Annotated in this window: 21 protein-coding genes, 1 tRNA gene and 2 pseudogenes; 11 read left to right on the top strand and 13 right to left on the bottom strand. The window is 69.4% G+C overall.

From position 1 onward, the window contains the following. The first annotated feature begins 43 nt into the window (after positions 1 to 43). Positions 44 to 116, top strand: a tRNA-Ala gene (locus ACFWN7_RS03655). Between the two features lie 279 nt (positions 117 to 395). Here ACFWN7_RS03655 and ACFWN7_RS03650 read toward each other — a convergent pair. Then, positions 396 to 554: pseudogene (locus ACFWN7_RS03650) on the bottom strand (fumarylacetoacetate hydrolase family protein); the annotation flags it as partial. An 83-nt stretch (positions 555 to 637) separates the two neighbouring features. Then, the gene (locus ACFWN7_RS03645; RefSeq protein ID WP_376937360.1) at positions 638 to 1,285 is read right to left on the bottom strand and encodes an IclR family transcriptional regulator; all 648 of its coding nucleotides are present in this window, start codon (positions 1,283 to 1,285) and stop codon (positions 638 to 640) included. A 78-nt stretch (positions 1,286 to 1,363) separates the two neighbouring features. Between ACFWN7_RS03645 and ACFWN7_RS03640 the strand changes: the two genes are divergently transcribed. The 8 genes and pseudogenes from ACFWN7_RS03640 (at position 1,364) to ACFWN7_RS03605 (ending at position 10,618) form a co-directional block, all read left to right on the top strand. Then, positions 1,364 to 2,353 (top strand): tripartite tricarboxylate transporter substrate binding protein, encoded by a 990-nt coding sequence (locus tag ACFWN7_RS03640; RefSeq protein ID WP_376937359.1) that lies wholly within the window; start codon positions 1,364 to 1,366, stop codon positions 2,351 to 2,353. Between the two features lie 3 nt (positions 2,354 to 2,356). After that, positions 2,357 to 2,848 carry a tripartite tricarboxylate transporter TctB family protein gene (locus tag ACFWN7_RS03635; RefSeq protein WP_376937358.1) on the top strand — a complete coding sequence of 164 codons (492 nt, stop codon included), beginning with the start codon at positions 2,357 to 2,359 and terminating at the stop codon, positions 2,846 to 2,848. Further along, positions 2,848 to 4,568, top strand: a pseudogene (locus ACFWN7_RS03630) (tripartite tricarboxylate transporter permease). The gene ACFWN7_RS03635 and the pseudogene ACFWN7_RS03630 overlap by 1 nt, the downstream one beginning before the upstream one ends. Positions 4,569 to 4,631: 63 nt before the next feature. Beyond that, entirely contained in the window at positions 4,632 to 5,891 is a 1,260-nt protein-coding gene (locus tag ACFWN7_RS03625) for a CaiB/BaiF CoA transferase family protein (RefSeq protein ID WP_376937357.1), read from the top strand. After that, a complete protein-coding gene (locus ACFWN7_RS03620; RefSeq protein ID WP_376937355.1) occupies positions 5,888 to 6,811 on the top strand; it encodes a hydroxymethylglutaryl-CoA lyase in 924 nt (307 codons plus the stop codon). The genes ACFWN7_RS03625 and ACFWN7_RS03620 overlap by 4 nt, the downstream gene beginning before the upstream one ends. After that, entirely contained in the window at positions 6,811 to 7,881 is a 1,071-nt protein-coding gene (locus ACFWN7_RS03615; protein WP_376937354.1) for an isocitrate/isopropylmalate dehydrogenase family protein, read from the top strand. The genes ACFWN7_RS03620 and ACFWN7_RS03615 overlap by 1 nt, the downstream gene beginning before the upstream one ends. Before the next feature lie 41 nt (positions 7,882 to 7,922). Continuing rightward, positions 7,923 to 8,915 carry an NAD(P)-dependent oxidoreductase gene (locus tag ACFWN7_RS03610; protein WP_376937353.1) on the top strand — a complete coding sequence of 331 codons (993 nt, stop codon included), beginning with the start codon at positions 7,923 to 7,925 and terminating at the stop codon, positions 8,913 to 8,915. 224 nt (positions 8,916 to 9,139) lie between these two features. After that, entirely contained in the window at positions 9,140 to 10,618 is a 1,479-nt protein-coding gene (locus ACFWN7_RS03605) for an MFS transporter (protein ID WP_376937352.1), read from the top strand. A gap of 20 nt (positions 10,619 to 10,638) precedes the next feature. Here the strand turns inward: ACFWN7_RS03605 and ACFWN7_RS03600 are convergent, their stop codons facing one another. Together ACFWN7_RS03600 and ACFWN7_RS03595 are read right to left on the bottom strand one after the other, a co-directional pair. Further along, positions 10,639 to 11,334, bottom strand: a complete 696-nt coding sequence (locus ACFWN7_RS03600; protein ID WP_376937351.1) for a DNA alkylation repair protein — start codon at positions 11,332 to 11,334, stop codon at positions 10,639 to 10,641. Between the two features lie 19 nt (positions 11,335 to 11,353). Beyond that, positions 11,354 to 12,091, bottom strand: coding sequence for an NADPH-dependent F420 reductase (locus tag ACFWN7_RS03595; protein ID WP_376937350.1), 738 nt, complete (start codon positions 12,089 to 12,091; stop codon positions 11,354 to 11,356). A 151-nt stretch (positions 12,092 to 12,242) separates the two neighbouring features. Between ACFWN7_RS03595 and ACFWN7_RS03590 the strand changes: the two genes are divergently transcribed. Next, positions 12,243 to 13,304 carry an LLM class flavin-dependent oxidoreductase gene (locus tag ACFWN7_RS03590; RefSeq protein ID WP_376937349.1) on the top strand — a complete coding sequence of 354 codons (1,062 nt, stop codon included), beginning with the start codon at positions 12,243 to 12,245 and terminating at the stop codon, positions 13,302 to 13,304. 5 nt (positions 13,305 to 13,309) lie between these two features. On the opposite strand, the gene ACFWN7_RS03585 is transcribed toward ACFWN7_RS03590, so the two are convergent. From ACFWN7_RS03585 to hrpA, 9 genes are all read right to left on the bottom strand, one after another. Next, positions 13,310 to 14,515, bottom strand: a complete 1,206-nt coding sequence (locus ACFWN7_RS03585) for a cation:proton antiporter (RefSeq protein WP_376937348.1) — start codon at positions 14,513 to 14,515, stop codon at positions 13,310 to 13,312. A gap of 10 nt (positions 14,516 to 14,525) precedes the next feature. Next, positions 14,526 to 15,020 carry a cation:proton antiporter regulatory subunit gene (locus ACFWN7_RS03580; protein ID WP_376937347.1) on the bottom strand — a complete coding sequence of 165 codons (495 nt, stop codon included), beginning with the start codon at positions 15,018 to 15,020 and terminating at the stop codon, positions 14,526 to 14,528. 45 nt (positions 15,021 to 15,065) lie between these two features. Further along, the gene (locus ACFWN7_RS03575) at positions 15,066 to 15,944 is read right to left on the bottom strand and encodes a metal-dependent hydrolase (protein WP_376937346.1); all 879 of its coding nucleotides are present in this window, start codon (positions 15,942 to 15,944) and stop codon (positions 15,066 to 15,068) included. Between the two features lie 7 nt (positions 15,945 to 15,951). Then, positions 15,952 to 16,128, bottom strand: a complete 177-nt coding sequence (locus ACFWN7_RS03570) for a hypothetical protein (protein ID WP_376937344.1) — start codon at positions 16,126 to 16,128, stop codon at positions 15,952 to 15,954. A gap of 75 nt (positions 16,129 to 16,203) precedes the next feature. Next, complete coding sequence (locus ACFWN7_RS03565) at positions 16,204 to 17,367, bottom strand: acyl-CoA dehydrogenase family protein (protein ID WP_376937343.1); 1,164 nt, start codon at positions 17,365 to 17,367, stop codon at positions 16,204 to 16,206. A gap of 9 nt (positions 17,368 to 17,376) precedes the next feature. Further along, the gene (locus ACFWN7_RS03560) at positions 17,377 to 18,273 is read right to left on the bottom strand and encodes a DUF4349 domain-containing protein (protein ID WP_376937342.1); all 897 of its coding nucleotides are present in this window, start codon (positions 18,271 to 18,273) and stop codon (positions 17,377 to 17,379) included. A 172-nt stretch (positions 18,274 to 18,445) separates the two neighbouring features. Next, positions 18,446 to 19,267, bottom strand: a complete 822-nt coding sequence (locus tag ACFWN7_RS03555) for an aldo/keto reductase (protein ID WP_376937537.1) — start codon at positions 19,265 to 19,267, stop codon at positions 18,446 to 18,448. Between the two features lie 21 nt (positions 19,268 to 19,288). Then, positions 19,289 to 20,497, bottom strand: a complete 1,209-nt coding sequence (locus ACFWN7_RS03550) for an MFS transporter (RefSeq protein ID WP_376937341.1) — start codon at positions 20,495 to 20,497, stop codon at positions 19,289 to 19,291. A gap of 74 nt (positions 20,498 to 20,571) precedes the next feature. Then, a complete protein-coding gene (hrpA, locus tag ACFWN7_RS03545; protein ID WP_376937340.1) occupies positions 20,572 to 24,540 on the bottom strand; it encodes an ATP-dependent RNA helicase HrpA in 3,969 nt (1,322 codons plus the stop codon). Positions 24,541 to 24,703: 163 nt separating this feature from the next. Here hrpA and ACFWN7_RS03540 point away from each other — a divergent pair, with 163 nt between their 5' ends. After that, positions 24,704 to 25,540, top strand: a complete 837-nt coding sequence (locus tag ACFWN7_RS03540) for an aldo/keto reductase (RefSeq protein ID WP_376937339.1) — start codon at positions 24,704 to 24,706, stop codon at positions 25,538 to 25,540. Positions 25,541 to 26,021 lie beyond the last annotated feature (481 nt).

Here is a 26,021-nt window from a genome sequence, read left to right as displayed (position 1 = left end):
GGTTCGAACCGGCCTCCCGGTGATGATAGGCTCGTTGTCGCTCGGGCCCATGGCGCAGTTGGTAGCGCGTCTCGTTCGCAATGAGAAGGTCGGGGGTTCGAATCCCCCTGGGTCCACCGTGCGCACAAGGTTCGAATTCTTGCCATCAGTAGCGTTGGCTTCGGTTCGGGCCTTGTCGCCGTTGTGGGACTGAGGCCCGCTTGCGCAGGCCGGACTCCTGGAACTGGGCGACCGGATACGTCCGCCGACTGTTGGGGCGCCGGCTTCGGCTGGACGGGAAAAGCCGGCAGCCGCTGGTCACCGACGCGTGCGGTGGAGGCCAGGCGGCCGGTCGAGAGCTTGCTCCCCGGGCCGAGGTCGCCGGGTCCGCGACCTCGGCTCGCTAGCCGGGGCGAAGGTCTCGCGCCAGCGGGCGTGCCGGTGAGGATGAAGTCGCCGGGCTCGAGCGTGACGAGCTGTGAGAGGTCGCTGACGATCTCGGCGGGCGAGAAGATGAGGGTCGAGGTCGAGTCTTCCGGCACGAGCTCGCCGTCGCGCCAAGTGCGCACCTCGATCGCGGTGGGGCGCCGTTGTCAGCCCAGCGCAGGTCGAACACGATTACGAATCCGGTCCGCAAGGACTCGATGCACCCGGCCGGTCAGCGGCTGAGCAGCGCCGCGAGCTCGTCAGCTGCGGCCGCCACGAACTTGCCCCACTGCTCGCCGGGCGTTGACGTCACGCGAGGCAGCGGCGCCACCAGGCATATCGCCGCCACGATCTCTTCGCCGACGCGCACCGGCGCGCTGACCGACGCCAGACCCACCGTGCGCTGGGAGATCGACTCGATCCAGCCAGGGTCGGTGCCGTCGTCCTCCTGCTGCGTCGACTCTCCGGACAGGATGCGACCCGCGGAGCCTCCCTCTGCCAAGGGCAGCACCCATCCGACGGGGAGCGTGACACGGAGCTCCTGCGTCGCATCGGCCGACTCCTGGCAGACGCGCACGTCACCGCGCCGGATCCAGAGCTGCGCCGACTCCGCGGTCTGATCGCGCAGCTCGGCCAGGATCGGCCGTGCCGCGAGTGCCAGGCGATTGGTGTCGAACCGCGGGCCCGCGTGGAAGCGATTTTCGCCATCCCGCGCGAGCAGGCCGTGCTCGACCAGTGCCATCGCGAGGCGGTGGGTCGTCGACAGATTCACACCGAGTTTCTGCGCGACCTCGCTGGCGGTCATCGGCTGGAACTCGACCGCGTCGACGATCGCCATGGCCTTGTCGAGTACGCCGATTCCTGTTACAGTCCCTCTCATAAAGTAGAAGTTTACTCCCAATATATGAGAGTCACAAGATCGACACCCCGTCGATCGGCTCCGAGAAGAGGAAACCCGATGAAGCGTCTCCTAGCACCAGCCACCGCCCTGCTGGCCATTGCCGCCATTGCCCTCACCGGCTGCTCCGCAAGTGCGGCAGGCTCCGGCGACGACTACCCGAACCGCCCGATCAACTTCAGCGTCGGCTCCGAGCCGGGCTCCGGCTGGGACGCGACCGCTCGCGCCCTCGTCGAAGTGATCGAACGCGAAGACGCTGTGCCCGTCCAGGTGAACGTGCAGAACCGCCCGGGAGCGGTCGGCTGCGTGCTGCTGAACGACATGATCAATCGCCACGCCGACGCCGACAACGAGATCGCGATGACGTCGGTCCCGCTGCAGTCGATGGAGCTGCGCGGTCAATGCGATGTGCACTACACGGATGTCACCGTGATTGCCCGCCTGTTGATCGAGAACTTCCTGGTCGCGGTTCCGGCCGACTCCGAGTTCCAAGACCTCGGAGCGCTCCTCGATGCCATCGCCGCAGACCCGCAGTCGGTGCCGATCGCGGCGAGCGGCGACGACCAGCTGCCGTTGGCCCTGCTCGTCGACGCCGCCGGCGGCAACCCGTCCGCGATCAACTTCATCGAGTTCGAGAGCGGTGGCGAGTACCTCACCGCGTTGATGAACGGCGATGTCGTAGCGAGCGTTTCCGGTGTCACTGAGTACGGAGCGCAGATCGAAGCCGGCGAGCTCCAAGGCCTCGCCGTGCTCTCGGAGGAGCGACTCGAAGCACCACTGGCCGATATCCCGACTGCAGTCGAGCTCGGCTACGACGTCACGCTGAACAACTGGCGCGGCGTCTACGGCCCCCCGAACATGCCCGACTATGCGGTCGAGTACTGGCAGGCGAAGCTGCAGGAGTTGCTCGAGACGCCGTCCTGGCAGGAGATCGCCGACCGCAATCAGTGGGGCACGGCGTACCTTGCGGGCGACGAGCTGCAGACGTTCCTCGACGAGTCGTACGCGCAGCTGCAGACAGCGCTCGAGAGCGTCGGGGCGGCGGGCTGACCCGTGGCTGCCGAGAATCTCAAGCGGCGGCCGAAGGATGTCGTCGCAGGCGCCGTCGTCGGTGTCCTCGGAGTGGCGTACACGATCGTCGCGCTGCAGACGCAGCCGGATCCCTCGTCCGCCTCGGTCATCGGACCTGCTGTCTTCCCGACGCTTCTCGGCATCCTGCTCGTCGCGGGCGGAGCCGCACTCGCCCTCACCGGGCTGCGGTTCCGCCCCGCCACGGCGGATGAGACGGAGCCGCCCACGAGGGACGGCAGGCGACTCTGGATCACACTTGCGATGCTCGCCGCCTACGTCGTCGCGTTCATTCCCGTCGGCTACCTGCTCTCGACTGCCGCGTTCCTGATGGGGGTCACCTCGTACTTCTCGCCGCGGAGCTGGAAGAGCAACATCGTGTACGCGGTGGTGTTCCCGGTGATCGTACTGGTGGTCTTCGAATACCTGCTTCGGGTGCCGCTGCCTGAGGGGCTGCTCGCGGGAGTGCTGCCCTGATGGATATCCTCGGCAACCTCGGTGAGGGCTTCGCCAACGCGCTGACCCCGATGAATCTGCTCTTCGCCTTCCTCGGGGTGCTGATCGGCACGGTGGTCGGAGTGATTCCCGGCATCGGCCCGACGACGGCGATCGCCCTGTTGATCCCCGTCTCGTTCGGGCTCGATCCGGTCAGCGGGCTGATCCTCCTGTGCGGCATCTACTACGGCTCCATGTACGGGGGGTCGATCACCTCCATCCTCATCCGAACCCCCGGCGAGATCGGCACCGTAATGTCGACCATCGACGGCTACGAGATGACAAGACGCGGCCGTAGCGGGCCGGCGCTGGCGACCGCGGCGATCGGCTCGTTCGTCGCCGGCACGATCTCGACGATCCTGCTGATGCTGCTCGCGCCCATGCTGGCGCAGGTCTCGGTGGCGTTCGGATCGAACGTCTACGCCCTGCTGCTTCTGCTCGCGTTGATCATGCTGTCGAACCTTACGGGCGGATCCCGGCTCAAGGCCGGTATCTCGACGGTGTTCGGCATGGCGGTCGCGATGATCGGTATGGATCCACAGGCCGGGTTCCCGCGCATGACGCTCGGTGTACTCGAGCTGACCAGCGGCATCGACTTCGCGATCTTCGCGATGGCCCTGTTCGCCATCCCGGAGGCACTGGCCAATCTGACCCGTCGTCATGTCGGGCCGGCGCCGGAGGTCGGCAAGGTCAAGATCTTCATGACCAAGGAGGACTGGCGCCGCTCCACCGCCCCCTGGTTCCGGGGGACCTTCCTCGGGTTCTTCGTCGGGCTCCTGCCGGCATGGGCACCCTCGGCTCCTTCTTCTCGTATCCGTTGGAGAAGCGTCTGTCCAGGAAACACCGGGACGAGTTCGGCAAGGGCGCGATCGAGGGCGTCGCGGGCCCTGAGGCGGCGAACAATGCCGGTGTCGGCGGAGGCCTCGTTCCCCTGTTCACGCTCGGCATCCCCGGTTCGCCGACGCTCGCGCTGCTGTTCTTCGTGTTCACGATGTACGGATTGCAGCCCGGGCCCCAGCTGATGTCGGAGCAGTCCACCCTGATCTGGGCGATCATCGCCAGCCTCTACATCGGCAACGTGCTGCTGCTGGTGCTCAACCTGCCGCTCGTCGGGGCGTTCGTTCAGCTGCTGAAGATCCCCGACGCGAAGCTCTACTCCGGAGTGCTGGCCTTCGTCACGCTGGGTGCCTATGCGCTGGGCTTCGACCTGTTCAGCATGGGCACGATGTTCGTGTTCGGGGTCATCGGTTATGGCATGCAGAGGTTCGGATTCCCGCTCGCCCCCGCTGTCGTGGGGCTCGTGCTCGCACCGATGCTGGAGTCGAGCATGCGCCGGGCGCTGCAGATCTCGGGCGGCGATCCGCTGACGTTCGTCGACGGCCCGCTGGCCATCGCGCTGACGGCGTCGATTGCGTTGGTGCTCGCGGCGCCGTTGCTGTTGCACATCTTCCGGCGAACCGGGATCGTGGCGACCGGGCTGTTCTCGGCGCGTCAGGTGGCGACCCGCGAACTCGAGCACCCGGGATCCGATCTGGAGACGCCCACCGGCTTCGGATTCACGACCGGAGCCGTGTCCGCGCAGGACATCGATCATCACGCCTCCCGGCACGACGCAGAAGGCGACGACCCAGACGGCGACGACGTCGAGAGCGACGACGTCGAGAGCGAAGGCGCCGAGAGCGATCGGACGGCCGATGCCTAGTCCGACGAGAACGAGCGCACAGCGCATCCCGAGCATCACGACACCATTCGAAGGAGCACTCCCATGACGGCGACCGCACCACTCGCGGGGATCCGCGTGCTCGAACTCGGCAACTTCATCGCCGCACCGTTCGCTGCCCGGCTGTTCGGCGACTTCGGCGCCGATGTCATCAAGATCGAACGCCCCGAGACGGGCGACGAGCTGCGCGACTGGCGCAAGACCCGGGGCGGATCGTCGATGATGTTCCGCACGATCGCGCGCAACAAGCGCTCGGTCGCGCTCGACCTGCACACGGAGGAAGGTCAGGAGGCGGTTCGCCGCATCGCCTCGAACTGCGATGTTGTGATCGAGAACTTCCGCCCGGGCACGTTGGAGCGTTGGGGAATCGGACCCGAGGTTCTCAAGTCCCGCAACCCCGACCTCATCGTCGTTCGCATCTCGGGCTACGGACAGACCGGTCCATACCGTGACAGGGCGGGGTTCGGCAGTTCGGCGGAAGCGTTCGCCGGCCTGCGCTACCTGACGGGCGAACCGGATCGGCCCGCGGGTCGCGCCGCCGCGAGCATGGGCGACACGGTCGCCGGCCTGTACGGCGCCATCGGGGCACTCATGCTGCTGTTCGAGCGCGCGCAGGGCCACGATATCGCACAGCGGTCCGTCGTCGACGTCGCGCTCTACGAGGGAGTCTTCAGCCTGCTGGAGTCGCTCGTACCCGACTACGACGCCTATGGCATGGTGCGAACGCGCACCGGCGGCCGGCTGCCCGGCGTCGTCCCGACCGGCTCCTACGCATGCGGCGACGGTCTCGAGGTGGTTATCGGCGGCAACTCGGCGTCTGTCTTCGCACGACTCATGCGGGCGGTCGGCCGCGACGACCTCGCCGAGGACCAGTCGCTGCGAAAGACCGACGCCCGCAGCGCCCGGGAGGACGAGCTCAACGGCGTCATCTCCGAATGGACGGGCTCGCAGGCACTCGAACAGGTTCTCGACGCCCTGCACGAAGCCGGCGTTCCGGCCGCTCCGGTGTACGACGCGCCGAGCATCGCCGACGACCGCCACTACCTCGCACGCGGCATGGTCCAGACACACGAGGTCGTCGTGGACGGCGAGCCCGAGTCGGTACGATTCCCGGGCGTCGTGCCGATCATTGCCGGCACCGAGGGCACGGTGCGCTGGCTCGGGCCGGAGCTCGGCGAGCATACCCGTGAGGTGCTGACCGAAATCGCCGGCTACGCCGAATGGGAGATCGACCGGATCACCGGCACGGCGGCCGAGCACAACGCGCACGAGCCTGCTGGCGCGCGGGCGGGTCTCGGCGCATGAGCAGCGTCACGATCACGGACGTCTATCTGCGCGACGGCCTGCAGGACGAGGATGTCGTCGTTCCGACCGAGCTGAAGGTGCGTATCGCGGGCCTGCTGGCCGACGCCGGAGTGCCGGCCATCGAGGCGGCCTCGTTCGTCAACCCGTCGAAGGTGCCGCAGATGGCCGACGCAGACGCCCTGCTCGCAGGGCTGGCGGACAAGGGATTGCTGGAGCGGGCGGTGGTCAGCGGATTGGCCGTGAACGATCGCGGCATCGACCGCGCGATCGCCGCGGGCACGCCGGTCATCTCGATCGTCACGAGCGCCAGCGAGGCCCACAGTCGAGCGAACGCGGGACGCTCGATCGATGAGGCGCTCGACAGCCTCGAGTCCGCCGTTCGGCACCACCCGGGCGTGCGATTCCTCGCCGGCGTCTCCACCGCGTTCACCTGTCCCTTCGAAGGCGACATCCCTACGAAGCGACTGGCGCACGTCGTCGACCGCTTCATCGCGATGGGCATCACCGACATCGGCCTCGCCGACACCCTCGGCACGACGCCGACCGAGCGCGTGCTCTCAGCCCTCGCGACCGTCATCGACGCGAACCAGCATGCAGATCTGTCGCTGCATCTGCATGACGCACACGGCCAGGCCCTCGCAACAGCACTCGCAGCGATCCAGCTCGGCGTCACCCGCTTCGACGCCGCGCTGGCCGGCTACGGCGGCTGCCCGTTCGCACCTGGCGCCCACGGCAACCTCGCCACCGAGCACCTCGTGCGCACGCTGCATATGGCAGGGCACAGCACCGGTATCGACGAGGCGGCCCTCGCGATAGCGGCGGCGGCGGCCCGAGCTGCGGTGGAGCAATCACCGCGGCTTCAAGCAACAGGATCACGACAACGGCACAGCAATGCAGAGAAGAGAACAGGACAGCCGTGATGCAGTACAAGATCGCCGTCATACCCGGTGACGGAATCGGGCCCGAAGTCGTCGACGCAGCACTGACTGTGCTTGCGGATCGCGAGACACGCTACGGACTCGAGCTCGACTACGTGTTCCATGACTACAGCGCAGATCTGTACCGCCGGACGGGCAGGAAGATCACCGCTGTCGAGATGGATCGTATCGGCTCCACGGCGCACGCTGTGCTGTTCGGCGCCATGGGCCTGCCCGACGTGCGCGGGCCGGGAGGGCTGGAACTGGGCGCCCAAGTCGAGATGCGGGCTCACTACGAACTCTTCGCGAGCCTTCGGCCGGTTCGGCTCTTCGCGGGGGTCGAAAGCCCCGTGAAGGCGAACGACATCGACATGCTCGTCATTCGCGAAACGTCCGAAGGGATGTTCGCGGGACTTGCGGACGAGCACGAGCCGAGCAATGAGCGCGCGAGCGATCGCATGACCATCACTCGCGCCACGTGCGAGAAGCTCTTCGACCTCGCATTCTCGCAGGCACGATCTCGGCGCCAGCGCGGCACGCCGGGACATGTGACACTGCTGCACAAGTCGAATGCATTGCGAAGCAACGTGCTGATGGAGAAGGTGTTCGACGAAGTCGCTGCCAAGAACGACGACGTCGGAAGCGCGAAGTTCTACATCGACGTCGGTTCCATGTATATGATCACGGATCCGGGGCGATACGATGTCGTCGTCACCGAGAACATCTTCGGCGACATCGTCTCAGAGTTGGCAGCCGGACTCGTGGGCGGTCTTGGTGTCGCGCCCTCTGCCGACGTCAGCCTCACGCACGGCGTCTTCCAGCCGTCGCACGGCAGTGCGCCCGACATCGCAGGCCAAGGGATCGCAAATCCAACGGCGATGATCCTGTCGACCGCGATGATGCTGGATTGGCTGGGCGAACGCCACGGGGACGGCCTGTTGACGAAGGTGGCGGGGGACATCCAGGGCGCTGTCGAGACGGTGCTGGCAGATGGGCCTCGTACGCGCGATCTCGGTGGTACGTCGGGAACGCAAGAGGTCGTGGACGCGATTGTTGCGGCCTTGCCGGCATAGCCGGGACGCGACTCCAAGAGACTCAAGAAAGCGGTGCGTTCATGACCCACAAAGTACTCGTCGTCAACCCCCTGAAGGACTACGTCGATGGCCTCGAGCACTCGACGCCGCCAGGATTCGATCTGCAGGTCATGCCTCCACGGTCGGATGTGTCGGACCTCTGCCGCGAAGCCGTGGACGCCGACTTCCTGATCTCAGGCGTCGACGTGCCCGAGGCGGTGTTCCGGGCCGCCAACAACGCCAAGTTCATCCAGTACATGAGCTCCGGCTACGGCCAGCTTCCGATAAACGTCCTCAACGAGCTGCAGGTGCCGGTAGCGCAGATGAAGACCCATTCGATCTCCGTCGCAGAGCACGCGATCACGCTCATGCTCGCGGTGCTGCGGCGCATTCCGGCTTCACTGCAGATCATGCGCGAAGGCAAATGGCGCCCCGATCTGGACGAGACGTCGTATTCCGAGCTCTACGGCAAGACCGTCGGCATCGTGGGACTCGGCAACATCGGACGCTGGATCGGGAAGATCGTGCACCACGGCTTCGCTGCCGACGTGGTCTTCTACGACGACGCGGAGATCCCGTTGACCGTATCCGAGCTCATCCCGGCCCGCGCCGTCTCGTTGGAAGAGCTGATGACGGTGTCCGACATCGTCGCCCTGAGTCTGCCGCTGAACGCGCGGTCCAACGGATTGATCGGACGCGACCAGCTCGCGCTGATGAAGCGCAGCGGCGTGCTCATCAATGTCGGGCGCGGTGAGGTCGTCGATGAGGATGCACTCGTCGAACACCTGCGCGAGAGGCGCATCGCGGGGGCCGGGCTCGATGTCTACCGCAACGAGCCGCTCGAGATGGGGAGCGAGCTGCTCAGCCTGGAGCAGGTCGTGTGCACGCCGCACATGGCGGGCGTCGGCTGGGAGAACGTGCAGCGCAGGATCGCGACGGTGTGGCGGAACATCGACACGGTCCTGCGTGGCGGCATCCCGAGCGGCGTCGTCACAGAGACGAAGCGAATGGTGGGCCCGCCGGCCGACGCATGACCTCAACGGTCGTGCATGAAATCGCACGTACTCCTGTCAGTCCCGCCGAACACCGATTGCTTGTGGTAGACACCGCGTGACCTGCGCAACTTCACCGTGCTCAGGGCGAAGCAGGGGTTCTCAACCTCTCTACGGAGGCCCACATTCGAGAGGCCGGCGTCCATGCAGACGCCGGCCTCATCTCGTCCGCAGGCCCCGACGGGGCGAGGCATAGGGTGAGTGGGATGACGCACGCGCCCGAGACCCGGTCGATCCCGCTCCCCGAAGGCCATCGCTGGCGAGCGTTCTGGGTCTGCGTGGCGGTGGCAGGGCTCACGATCATGGACCTCACGAAGGTCAACGTCGCGCTGCCCGCGATAGAGGAGGGGCTGGGGGCGAGCTCGACCGAGCTGCAGCTCGTCGTCTCGGGGTACGTGCTCACCTTCGGGCTCACGCTCGTGCCGGCGGGTCGCATCGGCGACCAGTGGTCGAGGCGGTGGATGTTCGTGATCGGGCTCACGCTCTTCACGCTCACGAGTCTCGCCTGCGCGCTCGCGCCGACGGCGGGCGTTCTCCTGGTTGCCAGGCTCCTGCAGGGAGTGGCCGCGGGCATCCAGATGCCGCAGGTGATCGGCCTCATCCAGCATCTCTTCCGTGGTGCCGAGCGGGGTCGTGCGTTCGGGCTCTTCGGAGCGACCATCGGCATCGCGACCGCCATCGGCCCGACGCTCGGCGGGCTCGCGATCGCGATCGGCGGGCCGACCGACGGATGGCGGTGGGTCTTCTGGATGAACGTCCCGCTCTCGGTCGTGGCGATCGCACTCGCCCTCTGGCTGCTGCCCGAGACGCATACGCCCTCGACTCGCAAGCTCTCGCTCGACCCGGTCGGCGTGCTGCTGTTCGGCGTCGCGGTGCTGTCGCTGATGTGGCCGTTCCTGTTCACCACGGGCTCCCCCGACGACAACCCGGCCAGGTGGTGGACGCTGGTCGTCTTCGTCATCGCCGCCACGGCGTTCGTCGTCTGGGAACGGCACTACGCGGCATCCGGACGACCGCCGCTCGTGCCGGTCGGCATGTTCGGAGTCGCCTCGTACCGCAACGGCACCCTGCTCGCGAGTGCGTACTTCATGGCGATGCCGCCGATGTTCCTGCTGACGAACCTGTACCTTCAGCTCGGTCTGGGACTCTCCGCCGTGTACGCGGGAATGGTGAGCATCGGCTTCGCCCTGGCGAGCGCCGTCACGTCATGGATCGGCGGCCGGCTCGTCGACCGGTTCGGCCGGCCGCTCGTCGTGTTCGGCCTCGTGCTCGTGCTCGCGGCCGCAGGGCTGCTGGTGCTGATCGCCCTCGCGGTGCCCGATGCGGTCACGCCCTGGGCGATGGCGGCGGCTCTCACCGCCGGCGGCGCCGGCGGCGGCCTCGTGATCTCGCCGAATCAGACCCTCACCCTCGCCGAGATCCCGCCGAAGCAGGGCGGACTGGCGGGCTCGGTCGGGCAGCTGGGTCAGCGCATCGGCACGGCCGTCGGCACCGCCGTGGGTCTCTCGTTGTTCTACGCGACCATCTTCCGTGAGAACGGCTCGGTCGAATCGGCCGACGTCACCGTCTACCACCACGCCTACGGATTCGGGATGCTCTCGGTCGCGATCTTCCTGGCGCTCGCCTGCGCCGTGGGCGTCGCCGACCTCGGCGCGCGTCGCCGGGAGCGCCGGGCGCTCGCCTGAACCATCGCCGCGGCGGCGTCTCAGCGGATCGCGAGGATGCGGGTGCGATCACCCTTCTCGTAGTGCTCGATCGCGGCGCGAAGGGCGACGCGCGGCATCGTGGCGGCATGTCGCTCGACGAAGGCCGTGAGCCGCGCGCGATCGACGTCTCCCGCTGCCCGGAGCACCCACCCGAGCGCCTTCTGCACGAACGGCGCGGGATCGTCGGCCAGCCGTTCGGCGAGGGCGTAGGCGTCGTCGAGCTCACCGCGCTTCAGGAAGGCGAAGGTCGCGACGAGCGCCGTGCGACGCTCGGGCCAGAATCCGGATGCCGCGAGCCGGGCGAGCGGGCTGCGATCGCGCCCGAGCAGGTACCCGCCGACGACGTCGCGTGCGGCGAGGTCGACCAGGTCCCACTGGTCGATGCGATCGTGGCGTCGCAGGTAGAGCTCGTAGAGCTCTGCACGTCGCTCGTCGGCGGTCTTCCGGTGCGCCGCGGACCTGCCCATGATGCTGCAGGCGAGCGCGCGCACCTCGTGGGGCGGCTGCTCGAGCAGCGCCTCGAGCTCGGCGACGGGCAGGTCGAGTGCCGTCTTCGCGAGGTCGAACACCGCGCCCATCCGCACGCCGAGGAACGGGGCGTCCGGGTCGGGCGGGAAGTAGCGCGTGTACTTCTCGCGCTCCTGCGCGGTTGCCAAGCCCTCGAGCGTCGCGACCAACCCCGCGGCATCCGTCATCGCACGTTCCTTCTCGCCGTCAGGCGGCGAGGTGGGCGGCCGGCGCGAGCATCGCCTCAAGCTCGCCGGCACTCAGCTCGCGCCCGAAGGCGGGATGCCCGGGCTCGAGCGCGCGGCCATTCGCGAGCGGGCCGCCATCCACCGCGTCGAAGCCGATGTCGTCGATGACGCGCGCGATGACGGCACGCGCGCCGGCGTCGTCGCCGACGACGGCGAGTGCCCGGCGCAGCGGTGAGCCGGCGTCCATGCTGTCGTCTTCCATCTCGTGGTATCCGAGGTGGTTGAGGGACTTGACGACCCGGGCGAGGGGGCTGCGCGCGGCGTTGATCTCACTCGTGGTGCGCTCGTCGGCGTCGATCTCGGCGATGTGCCCGTCGACCGGCGGCCAGTAGTTCATGGCGTCGACGACGATGCGGCCGCCGAAGTCGATCCACGGCACGGTTCCGGCCTTGCCGAACGGCACCGCGACGATGACCACGTCGGACTCGGCGACGAGCTCGGCGGGTGTTGCGACGCGAGCGCCGGGCGCGACGACGGCGATGAGGAGGTCGAGCGCGGTCTGGCGCGGGGAGCCCGACATGAGCACGTCATAGCCGGATGCCACGAGGAGACGCGCGAGCGCGGTGCCCACCTTGCCCGCACCGAAGATCCCGATGACCGGTCGATCCGCCACCACCTGCATGCCTCCATTCTCGCCGATGCGCCAATCGTGCGTCTCGCATGTGCGTCTCGCGCTGATCGATGCGTCGACATCCATCGGAACGTTGCGCGGATCGGGTGCATTCCCGGGATCCCGCGGCCCACGCCGGCTCCCAGGCCCGCAGCGGAGGTCGCGGAGGTCCGGTCGACGGGAATAGTCTCGGCTCGACGGGGGTTTCGTGCAATACATGCGTACGAATGGAAGTGGAATGGGCTTCGACGTGCCGGAGCGTCACGAGTTCGGACTCGACACCTTCGGAGACGTGACGGCCGGGCCCGACGGGTTGCTCCTGCCACACGCCGAGGTGCTGCGGAACGTCGTCGAGCAGGCCGTGCTCGCCGACCGCCTCGGACTCGACTTCTTCGGCATCGGCGAGCACCATCGCCACGAGTTCGCCGTCTCAGCACCCGAGGTCGTGCTCGGCACGATCGCCGGTCGCACCGAGCGCATCCACCTCGGTTCCGCCGTGACGGTGCTGAGCTCCGACGACCCGGTGCGCGTGTTCCAGCGCTTCGCCACCCTCGACGGCCTCTCGAACGGTCGCGCCGAGGTCATCCTCGGGCGAGGCTCGTTCGTCGAGTCGTTCCCCCTCTTCGGATTCGAGCTGAACCAGTACCAGGAGCTCTTCGAGGAGAAGCTGAACCTCTTCGCGGCGCTGCTGCCGCAGGAGCCCGTCACCTGGTCGGGCGAGCTGCGCTCGGCGCTCGCCGACCAGCTCGTCTTCCCGCCCGTTGAGCACGGCCGACTGAAGACCTGGGTCGGAGTGGGCGGCAGCCCCGAATCGGTGGTGCGCGCCGCCCACTACGGGCTCCCGCTCGTGCTCGCGATCATCGGCGGCAGCCCTGCCCGCTTCGCTCCGCTCGCCGACCTCTATCGCCGGGCGCTCGATCAGTTCGGCAACCCCCTCCAGCCCATCGCCATCCACTCGCCCGGCCACGTCGCCGACACCGACGACGAAGCCCTCGACACGCTCTGGCCGCACTACAAGGTCCTCATCGACCGCATCGGGAAGGAGCGCGGCTGGGGCCCCGTGAGCCGCGAGCACTTCGAAGACGAGGCCGGCCCGAACGGTGCGCTCTATGCCGGGTCGCCCGAGACGGTCGCCCAGAAGATCGCCGCCGCCATGCGATCGATCGGCGCCATGCGGTTCGACCTGAAGTTCTCGAACGGCACGCTGCCGCACGAGGCGATGATGGGCAGCATCGAGCGCTACGCGACCGAGGTCGTGCCGAGGGTGAGGGAGCTCCTCGCAGCCGCCGACGCGGCCTGACATGCTCAGGCGGGCCCGGACGCGGGGCCCGAAGCCGGGCGCGCCACGGCGCGCTTGCGCACGACGGCGCGGAACCACGCGGCATCCGGAAGCCGCGAGAGGAACGTGCCGGCGATGATCGTGATGAGCACGTACGCGGTGGCGAGCGGGGCCAGCTCGGGTGCGGCACCCGCGCCGACGGCGAGCCCAGCGATGACGATCGAGAACTCGCCGCGCGGCACGAGCGACAGGCCCGCGCGCCATTGGCCCAGGGTGCCCACGCCCGCGCGGCGTGCAGCGTATGCGCCCGTGACGAGCTTGGTGAGGATCGTGACCGCGGCGAGCGCGAGGGCTGCCGGGAGCATCGTCAGGAGCGCCGAGGAATCGGTCGTGAGGCCGAAGAACAGGAAGAAGGTCGCAGCGAAGAGGTCGCGCAACGGCGTCAGCACCTGGCTCGCGTTCGCGGCCACCCGGCCCGAAAGCGCGATCCCCACCAGGAAGGCGCCCACCGCAGCCGACACGCCGACCTGGGCCGCGAAGCCTGCGACGAGCATCGTGAGCCCGAGCACGCCGAGCAGCAGCGGCTCGAACTCGTCCGCCGGGAACATCCGGGACACGGCGTGGCCGTGGCGCAGGGCGATGTAGAGGATGAGGCTCACGACGGCCACCGCGACCGCCACGGAGATCGCGCCCTGCACGAGGCTGAGGCCCACGACGAGGGCCGAGAGTACGGGCAGGTAGAACGCCATCGCGAGGTCCTCGATCACGAGCACCGCGAGGATCGCCGGCGTCTCACGGTTCGACAGGCGCCCGAGGTCGCGCAGGAGCTTGGCGATCACCCCCGATGACGACACCCACGTCACGCCCGCGAGGGCCACCGCTGCGATCGGCCCCCAGCCGAGCAGCAGGGCGGCAGCCGCGCCGGGGAGCGCGTTGAGCGCCGCGTCCACGAGACCGGCGGTCCGCGCCGACTTCAGGCTCCCGAAGAGCTCGGGAGCCGTGTACTCGAGACCCAGCAGCGCGAGCAGCAGGATCACGCCGATCTCGGAGCCGGTCTCGAGGAACTCGGAACTCGCATCGAGGGGGATGACCCCGCCCTCGCCGAACGCGAGGCCGATCACGAGGTAGAACGGGATCGGCGAGATGCCGATGAGGAGGGAGAGGCGCCCGAGAAGGCTCATGCCGAGAAGCAGCGCGCCGACTTCGATGAGGAGCAGCGTGGTCTCGTGCATGCCCGCCGCCTCAGTCTGGGCCGTTGGAGAGCAGGCGAGCTACTCCGTCGAGTCCTTCACGGGTGCCGACGGCCACGATGACGTCGCCCGCGCGCAGCACCTCCGCCGGCGTCGGCGACGGGATGACTGCTGCGTCGCGGACGATCGCGACGATCGATGCGTGCGTTCGCGTCCGCGCCTTCGTTTCGCCGAGAGCCCGATTCAGGTACGGCGAATCCGTCGGCAGCGCGATCTGCTCGGTGTAGAGCCCGGCGGTCTCGTCGCTGAGGCTCTGGAGCCTGCTGAGCGTGACGGATGCCCCGAGCACGTCGGCCAGCGCCGCCGCCTCGTCGTCGTTCAGCGGGATGCTGTCGCGGGAGGCGTCGGGGTCCTCCACGTCGAAGATGGCCAGGTCTCGCTCGCCGTCGCGGTGCGAGACGACGCTGATGCGACGCCCGCCCTCGGTGACGAGGTCGTGGCGCATGCCGATCCCGGGCAGGTCGACCTTCTCGATACGAATACCCACGTTCGCCATCGTAGTCCCGCCGACCGGTGGCCCTGCAGTGAGATGTCAGTGTCGGAGGCGGGCCTCGGTGGTCATCTCGAGCACGGGCGTGCCGCCGTCGTCGACGACGGCGAACCCGGGCAGCACCGCCGAGAGCTCCGCGAGTGAGTCGAGATGCGTTCCGCCGCACGGGATCCGGGCGGCGCCGCCCGGCAGGTCGCACACCCACCACCGCCGATCGGTGAGCAGTTCGCCGTCGCGGTCGACGCGCACCGGAGCGCCGGACGCGATCCACCGGTCGAGCTGGTCGATGACGGCGCGGTCGAGTCCATCGGGTCCGTCGGTGAGCGATGCGGTGTCGAATCCCGCGCGGCGGAGCGACGTGTTCAGGCGATAGCGGTCGACGGAGCCGTTCGCGACGATGCGCGAGGACTCGATCGCGATGCCGTCGAAGTCGGGGCTGCCGAGCGCGTCCTCACGTGCCGGCTTCGACCAGCGGTCGGCGAGCACGCGGTTCAGCGCAAGTGAGGCGAGGTGGCAGGCGGTGTGCCCGGCCGACAGGGCGCGACGCGTCGCGGCATCCGCTTCGATGCGCACCGGGTCGCCGTCGGCGACGGCTGCGCCGGCATCGAGCAGATGCGCGACGAGGAACGACCAGCCCTCACTGCCCTTTCGCACGGGGATGTCGGCACCGAGGTGCAGCGACGCGCCGTCGGTGGCGGCCACGATTGCGTCGTGGATGAGATGGGCCTGGTCGCCCACGTGCAGGGTGCCGGAGTCGGCGGGCTGGTCGGGCCATGCGGCGTCGACCGGATGGAAGCTCGTGTTCTCGGTGATCACCGCGATGCGGCCCTCGGCCGCGGGTGCGACGTGCAGCACGCGGCTGGACGAGGCGAGCGCGCCGTCGGGGTACAGGACCCGTGTGTCGACGTCGGGGAGCGTCATCCCGTGTTCAGGCGCCGTCGGAACGGCCGAGGATGTTCATCGGGATCGCGACGGCGAGGCTGCAGCCGAGGATGCCGCCGAAGAACGCAATCGCCTCGAACCCCGGCAGGCTCACCGAGATGCTCATGAGCCACAGGCCGAACACGAAGAAGCCCATGGCGATGAGGAAAGCGACGACGTTCACGAGGACCTCCAGATGCGAATGCGGCGGGCTGCGCCGCCCGTCAGTCTACTGCCAGCCGCGCTCGCCGGTACGAGCTCAGCCGTCGAGCGGGCCGAGCCACGCGGTCGCGACCGTCGAGTGGGCCGACTCGTCGTCGGACGGGTGGAAGATGCCCGCGAGCACGTCGCGGTAGAGGCGACCGAGTTCGGACCCCGCGAAGTACGTCGAGCCGCCCGAGACGCGCACCGCCTGGTCGACCACGTGCTTCGCGGTCTCGGTGGCACGCACCTTCACGCCCGCGAGCTTCGCGAACCAGAACCTGCCGTGGTCGGCGAGCCCGTCGAGGTCGCGGGCGATCGCCAGCAGTTGCGGCTCGATGCCGTCCTGCGCGAGCGCGGCATCCGCGATCCGCCACCGGATGTCGGGGTCCTCTGCGAGCGTGCGGCCGTCGTTCTTCAGGGAGGTGCGCCGGTGCGCGGCGGTCACCGCGAGTTCGAGCGCCCGGGCGCCGATGCCCGCGTAGACCGACGCGAGAAGCAGTTCGAATGCCGCGAAGATGCCGAAGATGAACGGGTCGGAGTTCGGCCCGGCGTCGAGGCGTCGCACGATGCGGTCGGATGCCGCGAAGGCGCCGTCGAGCACCGTCGTGCGGCTCTGGCTCGCCCGCATTCCCATCGTGTCCCAGTCGTCGAGGATCCGGATGTCGGGGTCTTCGCGGTCGATGAAGCCGTAGACGATCTTCGGCGCGTCGGGCGAGACGGAGTCGAGGCCCATCGTGCCGAGCCGTGTCCACGCCGGGGAGAGGGACGTGAAGATCTTGCGGCCGGTGTAGCGGTATCCGCCGCCGGGCTGCGGGTCGGCGTTCGTGCGCGACCCGAAGAGCATGAGGTCGTTGCCCGCCTCGCTGATGCCGAAGCCGAAGATCTCGCCGGCCGCGGACTCGCGGAGCACGAACTCGAGCCCGTCGTCGCCGCGGTCGCGGAGGATCTTCGCGACGCCCGTCCAGACGAGGTGCATGTTCACCGCGAGCGCCGTCGACGGGGCGGCGCCCGCGAGCCGCATCTGCGCCCGCACCGCCTCCTCGAATCCCCAGCCGAGCCCGCCGAGCTCCTCGGGCACGAGTGCGGTGAGGTACCCGGCGCCCTGCAGGTCGGCGAGATCGTCGTCGAAGAACGCGTTGTCTCGGTCGTACGCCGCGGCACGCTCGCGGATGCGCTCGAGGAGGTCGTCGGTCAGCAGGGTGTCTGGCGTCGCGCTCACGACGCCAGACTACGCCCGCGGGGCCACGTCACGCCCGGCATCCGCAGGGCGGCGACCACGCGCGGCGAGGACGACGATCGCGACGATGATCGCGCCTGCGACGAGAGCCGCGGCGAGCCACGGCAGCAGCACGCCGACCGCGACGCCGAGCCACGCCGCGAAGCCCAGGAGAGCGTTCCAGCCGGCGACGAGGCCGCTCCAGAAGTCGTCGGGCACGGGGTCGGGGGCGACGGCCGCGGTGACGAGCTCGACCGTGATCGTCGAGAAGTCGACCTGGTCGACGAGCCAGTCGCGTTGCTGGGTGAGGCTGTCGAGCTCGGCCTGCCGGGTCGTGAGCTCCGACTCGATCGCGATGAGGTCGGTGATCGAGGTCGCGGCGGCGAGGAGGTCGCGGAGGCGATCGGTCGACGCCGTGAGGGCGTCGATGCGGGCGTCGAGGTCCTGGCGCTCCTGTGTGACATCCGAGGCGTTCATCGAGACGGAGTTCACGGTGCCGAGCCCGCGGAGCTCATCGACGAACGCGTCGAGCCGGTCTGCGGGAATGCGCACGGTGAGCGACGCGCTCGCCGGCTGGGAATCGGTGCCGGGCGTCTCGGTGCGGTTGTCGACGCGGCCGCCGGCGCGCTCGGCGAGGTCGGCGGTCTCCTCGGCCGTGGCCACCGGGTCGTCGACCGTGATCGACATCCAGCCGGTCGTGATCACGCTGCGATCGGCGAACGGTGCGTCCGCGGCCCCGCCCGCGGCATCCTCGGCGACCTCCCCCTGGAGCTTCTCCTGCTCGGGCGCGACCGGGCCCGACGGGCCGACCGCCGGCACGCCGGAGTCGGAGGCGCCGCCCATCGAGCAGCCGGCGAGGAGCAGCGCGGTGATCGCGGCCGCTGCCGCCGCGGGTGCGAGTCGTCTCATGCGCTCACTGTATTGCCGCGCCGGAATGCGTGGTCTGAAGCCTGCTGGGAGTCCGGTCACGATCGGATTGCGCTTCGCTGTGAATCGAGAGGCGGCCACAACGAACCGTGCGAGCCGCTCGTTCAGCCGCGGTCCTCGGGCCCGCCGCGGGGTTCACGAGCCCGTCGAGGGGTCAGTCGAGATCGGGGTCGCGTCCGGTGCGCTCGCCCGTCTCGAGCGAGGCGATCGCGGCGAGGTCGCCAGGGTCGAGGGCGAAGTCGAAGACGTCGAGGTTCTCGCGGATCCGCTCGGGCGTGGATGCCTTCGGAATCACGAGGTTGCCGAGCTCGACGTGCCAGCGCAGCACGATCTGCGCGGGCGTGCGGCCGTGCTTGTCGGCGAGGTCGTCGAGGAGCGGCGTGCCGAGCACCCGCCCGCGGGCGAGCGGCGACCACGCCTCGGTGCGGATGCCGCGGCCGTCGTCGAACGCGCGCAGCGCGGTCTGCGGCAGCCACGGGTGCAACTCCACCTGGTTCACGACCGGCGCGACACCAGTCTCGGCGACGATGCGCTCGATGTGGTGCTCGTGGAAGTTCGCCACCCCGATCGACCGGACGCGGCCGTCGTGCTGCAGGCGCACCAGTGCACGCCAGGTGTCGACGTAGCGGTCGGTGGACGGCACCGGCCAGTGGATGAGGTAGAGGTCGAGCGTGTCGAGGCCGAGCCGGGCCATCGACCGGTCGAAGGCGCGCAGGGTGGTGTCGTACCCGTTGTCGTCCAGCCATACCTTGGTGGTGACGAAGAGCTCCTCGCGCGGCACGAGCGCCTCCCGCACGGCGCGGCCGACGCCCTCCTCGTTGCCGTAGAGCGCGGCGGTGTCGAGGCGACGGTACCCGGTGTCGATGGCGTCGAGGCAGAGGCGCGCGGCATCCGCCGCCGGCACCTTGTACGTGCCGTACCCGAGCTGCGGGATGGTCGCGCCGTCGTCGAGCGACAGACGCGGGGCTGGTGTGATCGGCTGCGACATCCGTCGACTCTAGCTCGGCTGCATCGGCACCGGTTCGGTGTCGGGGATCGGGCTCGCGTCGCGACCCCGGAGGTCGGGATGCCATCGCCGGCCGACCGCGGGCACGACGACGCCGAGCAACGCGAGCGCAGTCGCCGCCCAGAACGCGCCCTGCGCGCCGTACCCGTCGATGAGGAACCCGGCGAGGGCGGATCCCAGCGCGGCGCCGATGAGCTGGCCCGTGCCGACCCAGCCGTACGCCTCGGCGGTGTCGGAGAACTTCACGCTCGCCGAGACGATGGAGAAGAGCACGGCCAGGGCGGGTGCGATGCCGATGCCGGCGATGAAGAGCGTGACCGAGAGCCACCAGAAGTCCATGACGAGCGCCGCGAGCGCGGTGCCGGCGAACACGATGAACATGCGGCGGGCCGTCGACCAAGGGCCGATCGGGACGTGGCCGAGGAACAGGCCACCGGCGAGGCTCCCGACGGAGAAGATCGCGAGCACGATGCCGGCCATTGCGCCGTCGTGGCCGAAGACCGCCACGACGCCCGCCTCGACCGCCGCGGCGGCTCCGATCAGGAGGAGGCCCACGATCGTCGCGAGCATGACCGGGGGGCGGGCGAGCACGGCGCCGAGCCGTCGCTTCGAGCGGGGGATGCGCACGCGGCCGAGCTCGGGGGAGGAGACGAACCAGATGCCGCCGCCGACCATGAGCGCCGCGGCGAGCAGGATGCCCCAGACGGTGCCGATCTGCGTCGACACGAACGTCGTGACGACCGGCCCGACCACCCAGATGATCTCCTGCGCCGAGGCGTCGAGCGAGAACAGCGGAGTGAGCTGGCGGGAGTTCACCATCTTGGGATAGATCGTGCGCACGGCCGGCTGCACCGGCGGCGTGGAGAGCCCGGCGATCAGCCCGACGGCCATGTAGAGCGGCACCGTGAGCGGCAGCACGCCGATCGCGACGATCGCCGTCACGCAGACCACGAGGGTCGTGATGAGCACCGGACGCATGCCCAGCCGGCCCATCAGGCGACTCGTGAGCGGACCCGCGACGGCCTGGCCGATCGAGGTGGCGGCGAGCACGAGGCCGGCGGCGCCGTACGACCCGGTCTGCTGCTCGACGTGCAGGAGGAAGGCGAGGGAGAGCATCCCCGACGGGAACCGTGCGGTCAGCTGGGCGGCGATGATACGAGCGACGCCCGAGGTTCTGAGGAGATCGGAGTAGCTGCCCACGGTGCGTCAACTCTATCGACGCGGGATCGTCCGTCGTCGGATCGAAGTCGCGGCGCGGTACTCAGCCCGGCGTGCTACGCGAGCGCCTTCGCGATGCGCTGCGGCGAGACCGGCTCGGCGGTGCGGAGCTCCTGTGCGAAGAGGCTGACACGGAGCTCCTCGAGCATCCAGCGCAGGCGCACGAGGTGCACCGGCGCCTCGGGGTCGATCGGGATGCGCCCGCCGGCGGCATCGAACGCCGCGGTCGACGGCTCGAGCTGGTTCATGGCCTGCCGGTCGCGGCCGGGGTTGTCGGTGAGCCTTCGCACCCGTATGACGATCGCCTCGAGGTAGCGCGGCAGGTGACGGAGCCGGTCGAGACCGGTGGCCGCGACGAAGCCGTTCGGCACGAGTCCATCGAGCTGGGAGCGCACGTCGCCGAGCGCCGCCATCAGGTGGATGCTCGACGCGCCCGCGATCGCCCGGTCGGCCTCGCGTGCGGTGCGCAGGATCCGTGCGACGAGCGCGACGGTCTCGAACATCCGCTCGACGACGCTCGAGGCAATCGCGTCGCGCACATCATCGAACTCGGCACGGGTGCGCACGAGCCCGTCGGGGTGGCGGGCTCGCAGCTCAGCATCGACGCACGCCGCGAGGCAGTCGTCGAGCAGGGCCCGCGTTCCGGGGTACGCGCTGGCTGCGAGGGCGAGCTTCTCCTCGTTCGAGAGGTGCTCCTGCACGTACGCGACGGGCGTCGGCGTGGCGAGCACGAGCAGGCGACGGATGCCGCGACGCGACGCCCGGTCGCGCTCCTCCGCCGTGGCGACGAGCCGCAGCGCGACCGACGTCTTCTCGTCGAGGAGGGCGGGGTAGGCGCGGATCACGTTGCCCGCCTGGCGGGTATCGAGGTGCGCGGGGAGCTCGTCCCACTCCCAGGCCGTGATTCCCGTGCGCTCGGCCGGCGCCGGCGCAGCGGCGGCTCGAGCGGTCGCCGTCGCCTCCGGTGGTCGAGGTGGCGCAGCCGGCCTTTCGAGATCGCCCTCGCGCGAGCCCGCGAACGTCGACGCCACCGCCCGTCTTGCCCGCCCGGCCAGACGCGCCTGCAGCTCGCCGAGGTCCTTCGACGACCCGATCGCGCGCCCGCGCTCGTCGACCGCACGGAATGTCATCCGCAGGTGCGGCGGCACCCGATCCAGGTCGAAGTCGCCGGGATCGACGGGCGCGAACGTCAGGCGGCGCATCGCCTCCCCGACCGCGGCGACGAGCGGCTCGCGCGCCACGCCCGTCTCAGGCCCCCCGGGCAGCTCGGCGGCGATCCTCGCCGCCCACTCCGCGGCGGGCACGACCTGCCGGCGCAGCACCTTCGGCAGGGTGCGGAGCAGTGCCTGGACCAGCTCGTCGCGGAGCCCCGGAACCTGCCAGTCGAAGCCGGCCGGCTCGATTCGCGGCAGCAGGACGAGCGGCACGACCACCGTCACCCCGTCGTCGTCTGCGCCGGGCTCGAAGCGGTAGGCGAGTGAGAGCGTCTGGTCGCCCTGCCGCCACCGGTCGGGGAAGCCGTCGCCGCGATCGGTGTCGGCCGCCTCGCCGACGAGGTCGGCGGCGGTCATCGCGAACAGGTCGGGCCGCCGGCGGTGCTCGCCGCGCCACCAGCGTTCGAACGCGCGCGTGTCCGCGACATCCGCCGGCACCCTCGCCTCGTAGAACGCCACGACGGCTTCGTCGCCGGCGAGGATGTCGCGGCGGCGGGTACGCTCCTCGACCGCGCCGAGCTCACGACGCAGCCCCCGGTTCCGGCGCACGAAGTGGAAAAGACGCGTGTCGAGCCTCGTCGTGTCCCAGTCCTCCTCGACGAGCGCATGCCGGATGAACAGCTCGCGCGCGAGCGCCGGGTCGACGCGGGAGAGCTGGATGCGCCGCTTCGGCACGATCGGCACGCCGAAGAGCGTCACTTTCTCGTCGGCGACGGCCGCCCCCTGCCTGCGTTCCCAGCGCGGTTCGCTGAAGCTGCGCTTCGCGAGCGGGCCGGCGAGCTGCTCGGCCCACGCGGGGTCGATGGCGGCGTTGGTACGGGCGAAGAGGCGGCTCGTCTCCACGAGCTCGGCACTCATCAGCGCAGCGGGGGGCTTCTTCGCGAGCGCCGAGCCGGGGAACACCACGAACCGTGCGTTGCGGGCGCCGAGGAACTCGGCCTGAGCCCTGCGCCCCCGGCCGCCCGCAGATCCTTGCGAATCCGACGCTCCCTTCGACGGGCTCAGGGAGCGCTCGTCGCGAAGCCCGATCTGGGAGAGGAGCCCCGCGAGCAGCGCCCGGTGGATGCCGTCGGCGTCGGGCTCGCCTGCCCGCTGGGCAACGTGAAGGCCGAGCGGCTTGGCGAGCCGCACGAGCTGGCGGTACAGGTCCTGCCACTCGCGCACGCGCAGGTAGTTCAGGAACTCGGCCTTGCACATGCGGCGGAACGCACTGCCCGAGAGGGCGCGCTGCTGCTCCTCGAGGTGGTTCCAGAGGTTGAGGAGCGACAGGAAGTCGCTGGTCGGATCGACGAACCGCGCGTGGAATCCGTCGGCCTGTTCGCGCTTGTCGAGGGGCCGTTCGCGCGGGTCCTGGATCGTGAGGCCGGCGACGATCGCGAGCACCTCGCGCGACACGCCCTGTGCCTTCGACTCGACAACCATGCGCGCGAAACGCGGCTCGATCGGCAGCCGCGCGAGCTGGCGGCCGACTCGGGTGAGCTGCGGCCCGTCGCCCACACCGCGCTCATCGAGGGCGCCGAGTTCGCGCAGCAGGTCGAGGCCGTCGCGGATGCCGCGGGTGTCGGGCGGCGTGAGGAACGGGAACTCCTCGATGGGCCCGAGCCCGAGCGACGCCATCTGCAGGATCACGGCCGCCAGGTTGGTGCGCAGGACCTCCGGATCGGTGAACTCGGGGCGGCGCTCGAAGTCGTCCTCCGCGTACAGGCGGATCGAGATGCCCTCGCTCGTGCGGCCCGAGCGACCCGAGCGCTGGTTCGCCGATGCCTGCGAGATCGGCTCGATCGGCAGCCGTTGCACCTTCGACCGCGCCGAGTACCGGCTGATGCGCGCGGTGCCGGCGTCGACGACGTAGCGGATGCCCGGCACCGTGAGGCTCGTCTCGGCGACGTTCGTCGCGAGCACCACGCGGCGCTTGAGCCCGCCGACCTTCGACGGCTCGAACACCTTGTGCTGGTCGGCCGACGAGAGCCGGCCGTAGAGCGGCAGCACCTCGGTCGCGCCCACCCCGCCGCGCCGGGTCGCGTGCGCGCGCACGGCCGCCTCGGCGTCGCGGATCTCGCTCTCGCCCGAGAGGAACACGAGCACGTCGCCGGATGCCTCGCGCTCGAGCTCGTCGAGCGCGTCGAGGATGCCCCGCTGCACGTCCTTGTCCTCTGCGGCGGCGCCCTCGTCGTCGCTGTCCTCGCCCCCCGCCCCGGCACCGGACTCCGCGACCAGCGGACGGTAGCGCACCTCGACCGGGTACGTGCGCCCCGACACCTCGATCACGGGCGCCGGCCGCCCCGATGCATCCGCGAAGTGCTTCGCGAAGCTCTCGGGGTCGATGGTCGCGCTCGTCACGATCACCTTGAGGTCGGGGCGCTTCGGCAGCAGGCGCTTGAGGTACCCGAGCAGGAAGTCGATGTTGAGGCTGCGCTCGTGCGCCTCGTCGATGATGATCGTGTCGTAGCGGCGCAGCTCGCGGTCGCGGTGGATCTCATTGAGCAGGATCCCGTCGGTCATCACCTTGATGCGCGTGCCGTCGCTCACCCGATCGGTGAACCGCACCTGATAGCCGACGAGGCCGCCGAGTTCGACCCCGAGCTCGTCCGAGATGCGTTCGGCGATCGTGCGGGCGGCGATGCGCCGGGGCTGCGTGTGCGCGATCGACGCGCGGCCGAGTTCGAGGCAGATCTTCGGCAGCTGCGTGGTCTTGCCCGAACCGGTCGCACCGGCGACGATCACGACCTGGTGGTCGCGCAGGGCGCGCGCGATCTCCTCACGCTGCGCGGAGACCGGCAGCTCCGGGGGATAGGTGATCGCGGGAAGCACAGCCCACCATCGTAAGCCGTCGCGCCGTTCGGCAGCTGAACGGCGAGACACGGCGCCGCGCGGCGCGGAGAACCCGGCGCTCTGATGGCCTCGTCCATCTCCGCGGCCGCGGCCCAGAGCGCGGCCGGTGCGGCGGCATGACCTGCCGTGATGGGATGGTCGTATGACCCAGCCCGCCGTGCCCCGCATCCAACTGAACGACGGCTTCTCGATTCCCCAGCTCGGATTCGGTGTCTTCAAGGTCGATCCGAACGAGACGGAACGCATCGTCTCCGACGCGCTCGAGGTGGGCTACCGCCACATCGACACGGCACGCATCTACGGCAACGAGGCGGGTGTCGGCCGTGCGGTCGCGGACTCCGGTCTGCCCCGTGAAGAGCTCTTCATCACGACGAAGCTGTGGAACGACGACCAGGGCACGCAGTCGGCCTTCGACGCGTTCGACGCGAGCCTCGATCGTCTCGGGCTCGACTACGTCGACCTGTACTTGATCCACTGGCCGGCGCCGGCGAACGATCGATACGTCGAGACGTGGAGGGCGTTCGAGCAGATCCGCGAGTCGGGCCGCGTTCGATCGATCGGGGTCTCGAACTTCCTCGCGCCGCACCTCGAACGCTTGATCGACGAGACCGGCACGGTGCCTGCGGTCGACCAGATCGAACTGCACCCGCAACACCAGCAGCCCGAGACCGCGGCCTTCGCCGAGGCGCACGACATCGCCATCCAGGCCTGGGGGCCGCTCGGTCAGGGGAAGTACCCCCTGCTCGAGCTGCCAGAGGTGACGGATGCCGCGTCCACCCACGACGTGACGCCCGCCCAGGTCGTCATCCGCTGGCACCTCCAGCGCGGCCACATCCTGTTCCCGAAGTCGAATCGTCGCGAGCGGATGGCGGAGAACTTCGACGTCTTCGGCTTCGAGCTCACGAGTGCAGAGGTCGATGCGATCACTGCCCTCGAGCGTGAAGTGCGCGTCAGCTCGCACCCCGACGAGATGAACTGACCCCGACCGGGTCGGGTCATGGGAAACGAGGCCGATCAGGCCGTTCGTGGCGTGTCGCGTCGCCGGGCACCGGCGCGACACGCCCGGGATGCATGCGTGATTTGGTCGAGCCGCCGTGCCCACGTAGATTCTTACTCATCGCCACGGCGGTGCGGGAAGCGGAAGCGGCCCGGCCGAGCAGGCGAGATTCTTAGCCAAATAGCCTCGAAGTCGCATTGCGACTCGGTGATTTCAAGCCTAAGATGAAACTCCACTTCGTCAGGAACACGACGTTCGCGTCGTGATCGCGGGTTCGCCCGCGTCCGGGGTTGGTCCCTGAGCCTGCAGAGAAGTGGTACCATAGATAGGTTGCCCTGGGAGCCGGCCGTGAGGCTGTAACTCAGGGGTGTCCGTTTCTTGAGAACTCAACAGCGTGCACTATGTTCAATGCCAATTTTTGAACCCTGTCCTCTGCCTTTTGGTGGGGGTGGGATTCCTTTGA

Origin of the sequence: Agromyces sp. NPDC058484 (assembly GCF_042720415.1) — a bacterium.
In the GTDB taxonomy this organism is placed as follows: Bacteria; Actinomycetota; Actinomycetes; order Actinomycetales; family Microbacteriaceae; genus Agromyces.
Note: the sequence above shows the minus strand (reverse complement) of the source record. Positions and strands in the feature narration are given on the sequence as shown.

Excerpts from the sequence above, each read along its gene's own strand:
- ACFWN7_RS03645 (WP_376937360.1), bottom strand. The coding sequence starts at position 1,285 with ATGAGAGGGACTGTAACAGGAATCGGCGTACTCGACAAGGCCATGGCG.
- ACFWN7_RS03640 (WP_376937359.1), top strand. The coding sequence starts at position 1,364 with ATGAAGCGTCTCCTAGCACCAGCCACCGCCCTGCTGGCCATTGCCGCC.
- ACFWN7_RS03625 (WP_376937357.1), top strand. The coding sequence starts at position 4,632 with ATGACGGCGACCGCACCACTCGCGGGGATCCGCGTGCTCGAACTCGGC.
- ACFWN7_RS03620 (WP_376937355.1), top strand. The coding sequence starts at position 5,888 with ATGAGCAGCGTCACGATCACGGACGTCTATCTGCGCGACGGCCTGCAG.
- ACFWN7_RS03615 (WP_376937354.1), top strand. The coding sequence starts at position 6,811 with ATGCAGTACAAGATCGCCGTCATACCCGGTGACGGAATCGGGCCCGAA.
- ACFWN7_RS03610 (WP_376937353.1), top strand. The coding sequence starts at position 7,923 with ATGACCCACAAAGTACTCGTCGTCAACCCCCTGAAGGACTACGTCGAT.
- ACFWN7_RS03605 (WP_376937352.1), top strand. The coding sequence starts at position 9,140 with ATGACGCACGCGCCCGAGACCCGGTCGATCCCGCTCCCCGAAGGCCAT.
- ACFWN7_RS03600 (WP_376937351.1), bottom strand. The coding sequence starts at position 11,334 with ATGACGGATGCCGCGGGGTTGGTCGCGACGCTCGAGGGCTTGGCAACC.
- ACFWN7_RS03595 (WP_376937350.1), bottom strand. The coding sequence starts at position 12,091 with ATGGATGTCGACGCATCGATCAGCGCGAGACGCACATGCGAGACGCAC.
- ACFWN7_RS03590 (WP_376937349.1), top strand. The coding sequence starts at position 12,243 with ATGGGCTTCGACGTGCCGGAGCGTCACGAGTTCGGACTCGACACCTTC.
- ACFWN7_RS03585 (WP_376937348.1), bottom strand. The coding sequence starts at position 14,515 with ATGCACGAGACCACGCTGCTCCTCATCGAAGTCGGCGCGCTGCTTCTC.
- ACFWN7_RS03575 (WP_376937346.1), bottom strand. The coding sequence starts at position 15,944 with ATGACGCTCCCCGACGTCGACACACGGGTCCTGTACCCCGACGGCGCG.
- ACFWN7_RS03560 (WP_376937342.1), bottom strand. The coding sequence starts at position 18,273 with ATGAGACGACTCGCACCCGCGGCGGCAGCGGCCGCGATCACCGCGCTG.
- ACFWN7_RS03540 (WP_376937339.1), top strand. The coding sequence starts at position 24,704 with ATGACCCAGCCCGCCGTGCCCCGCATCCAACTGAACGACGGCTTCTCG.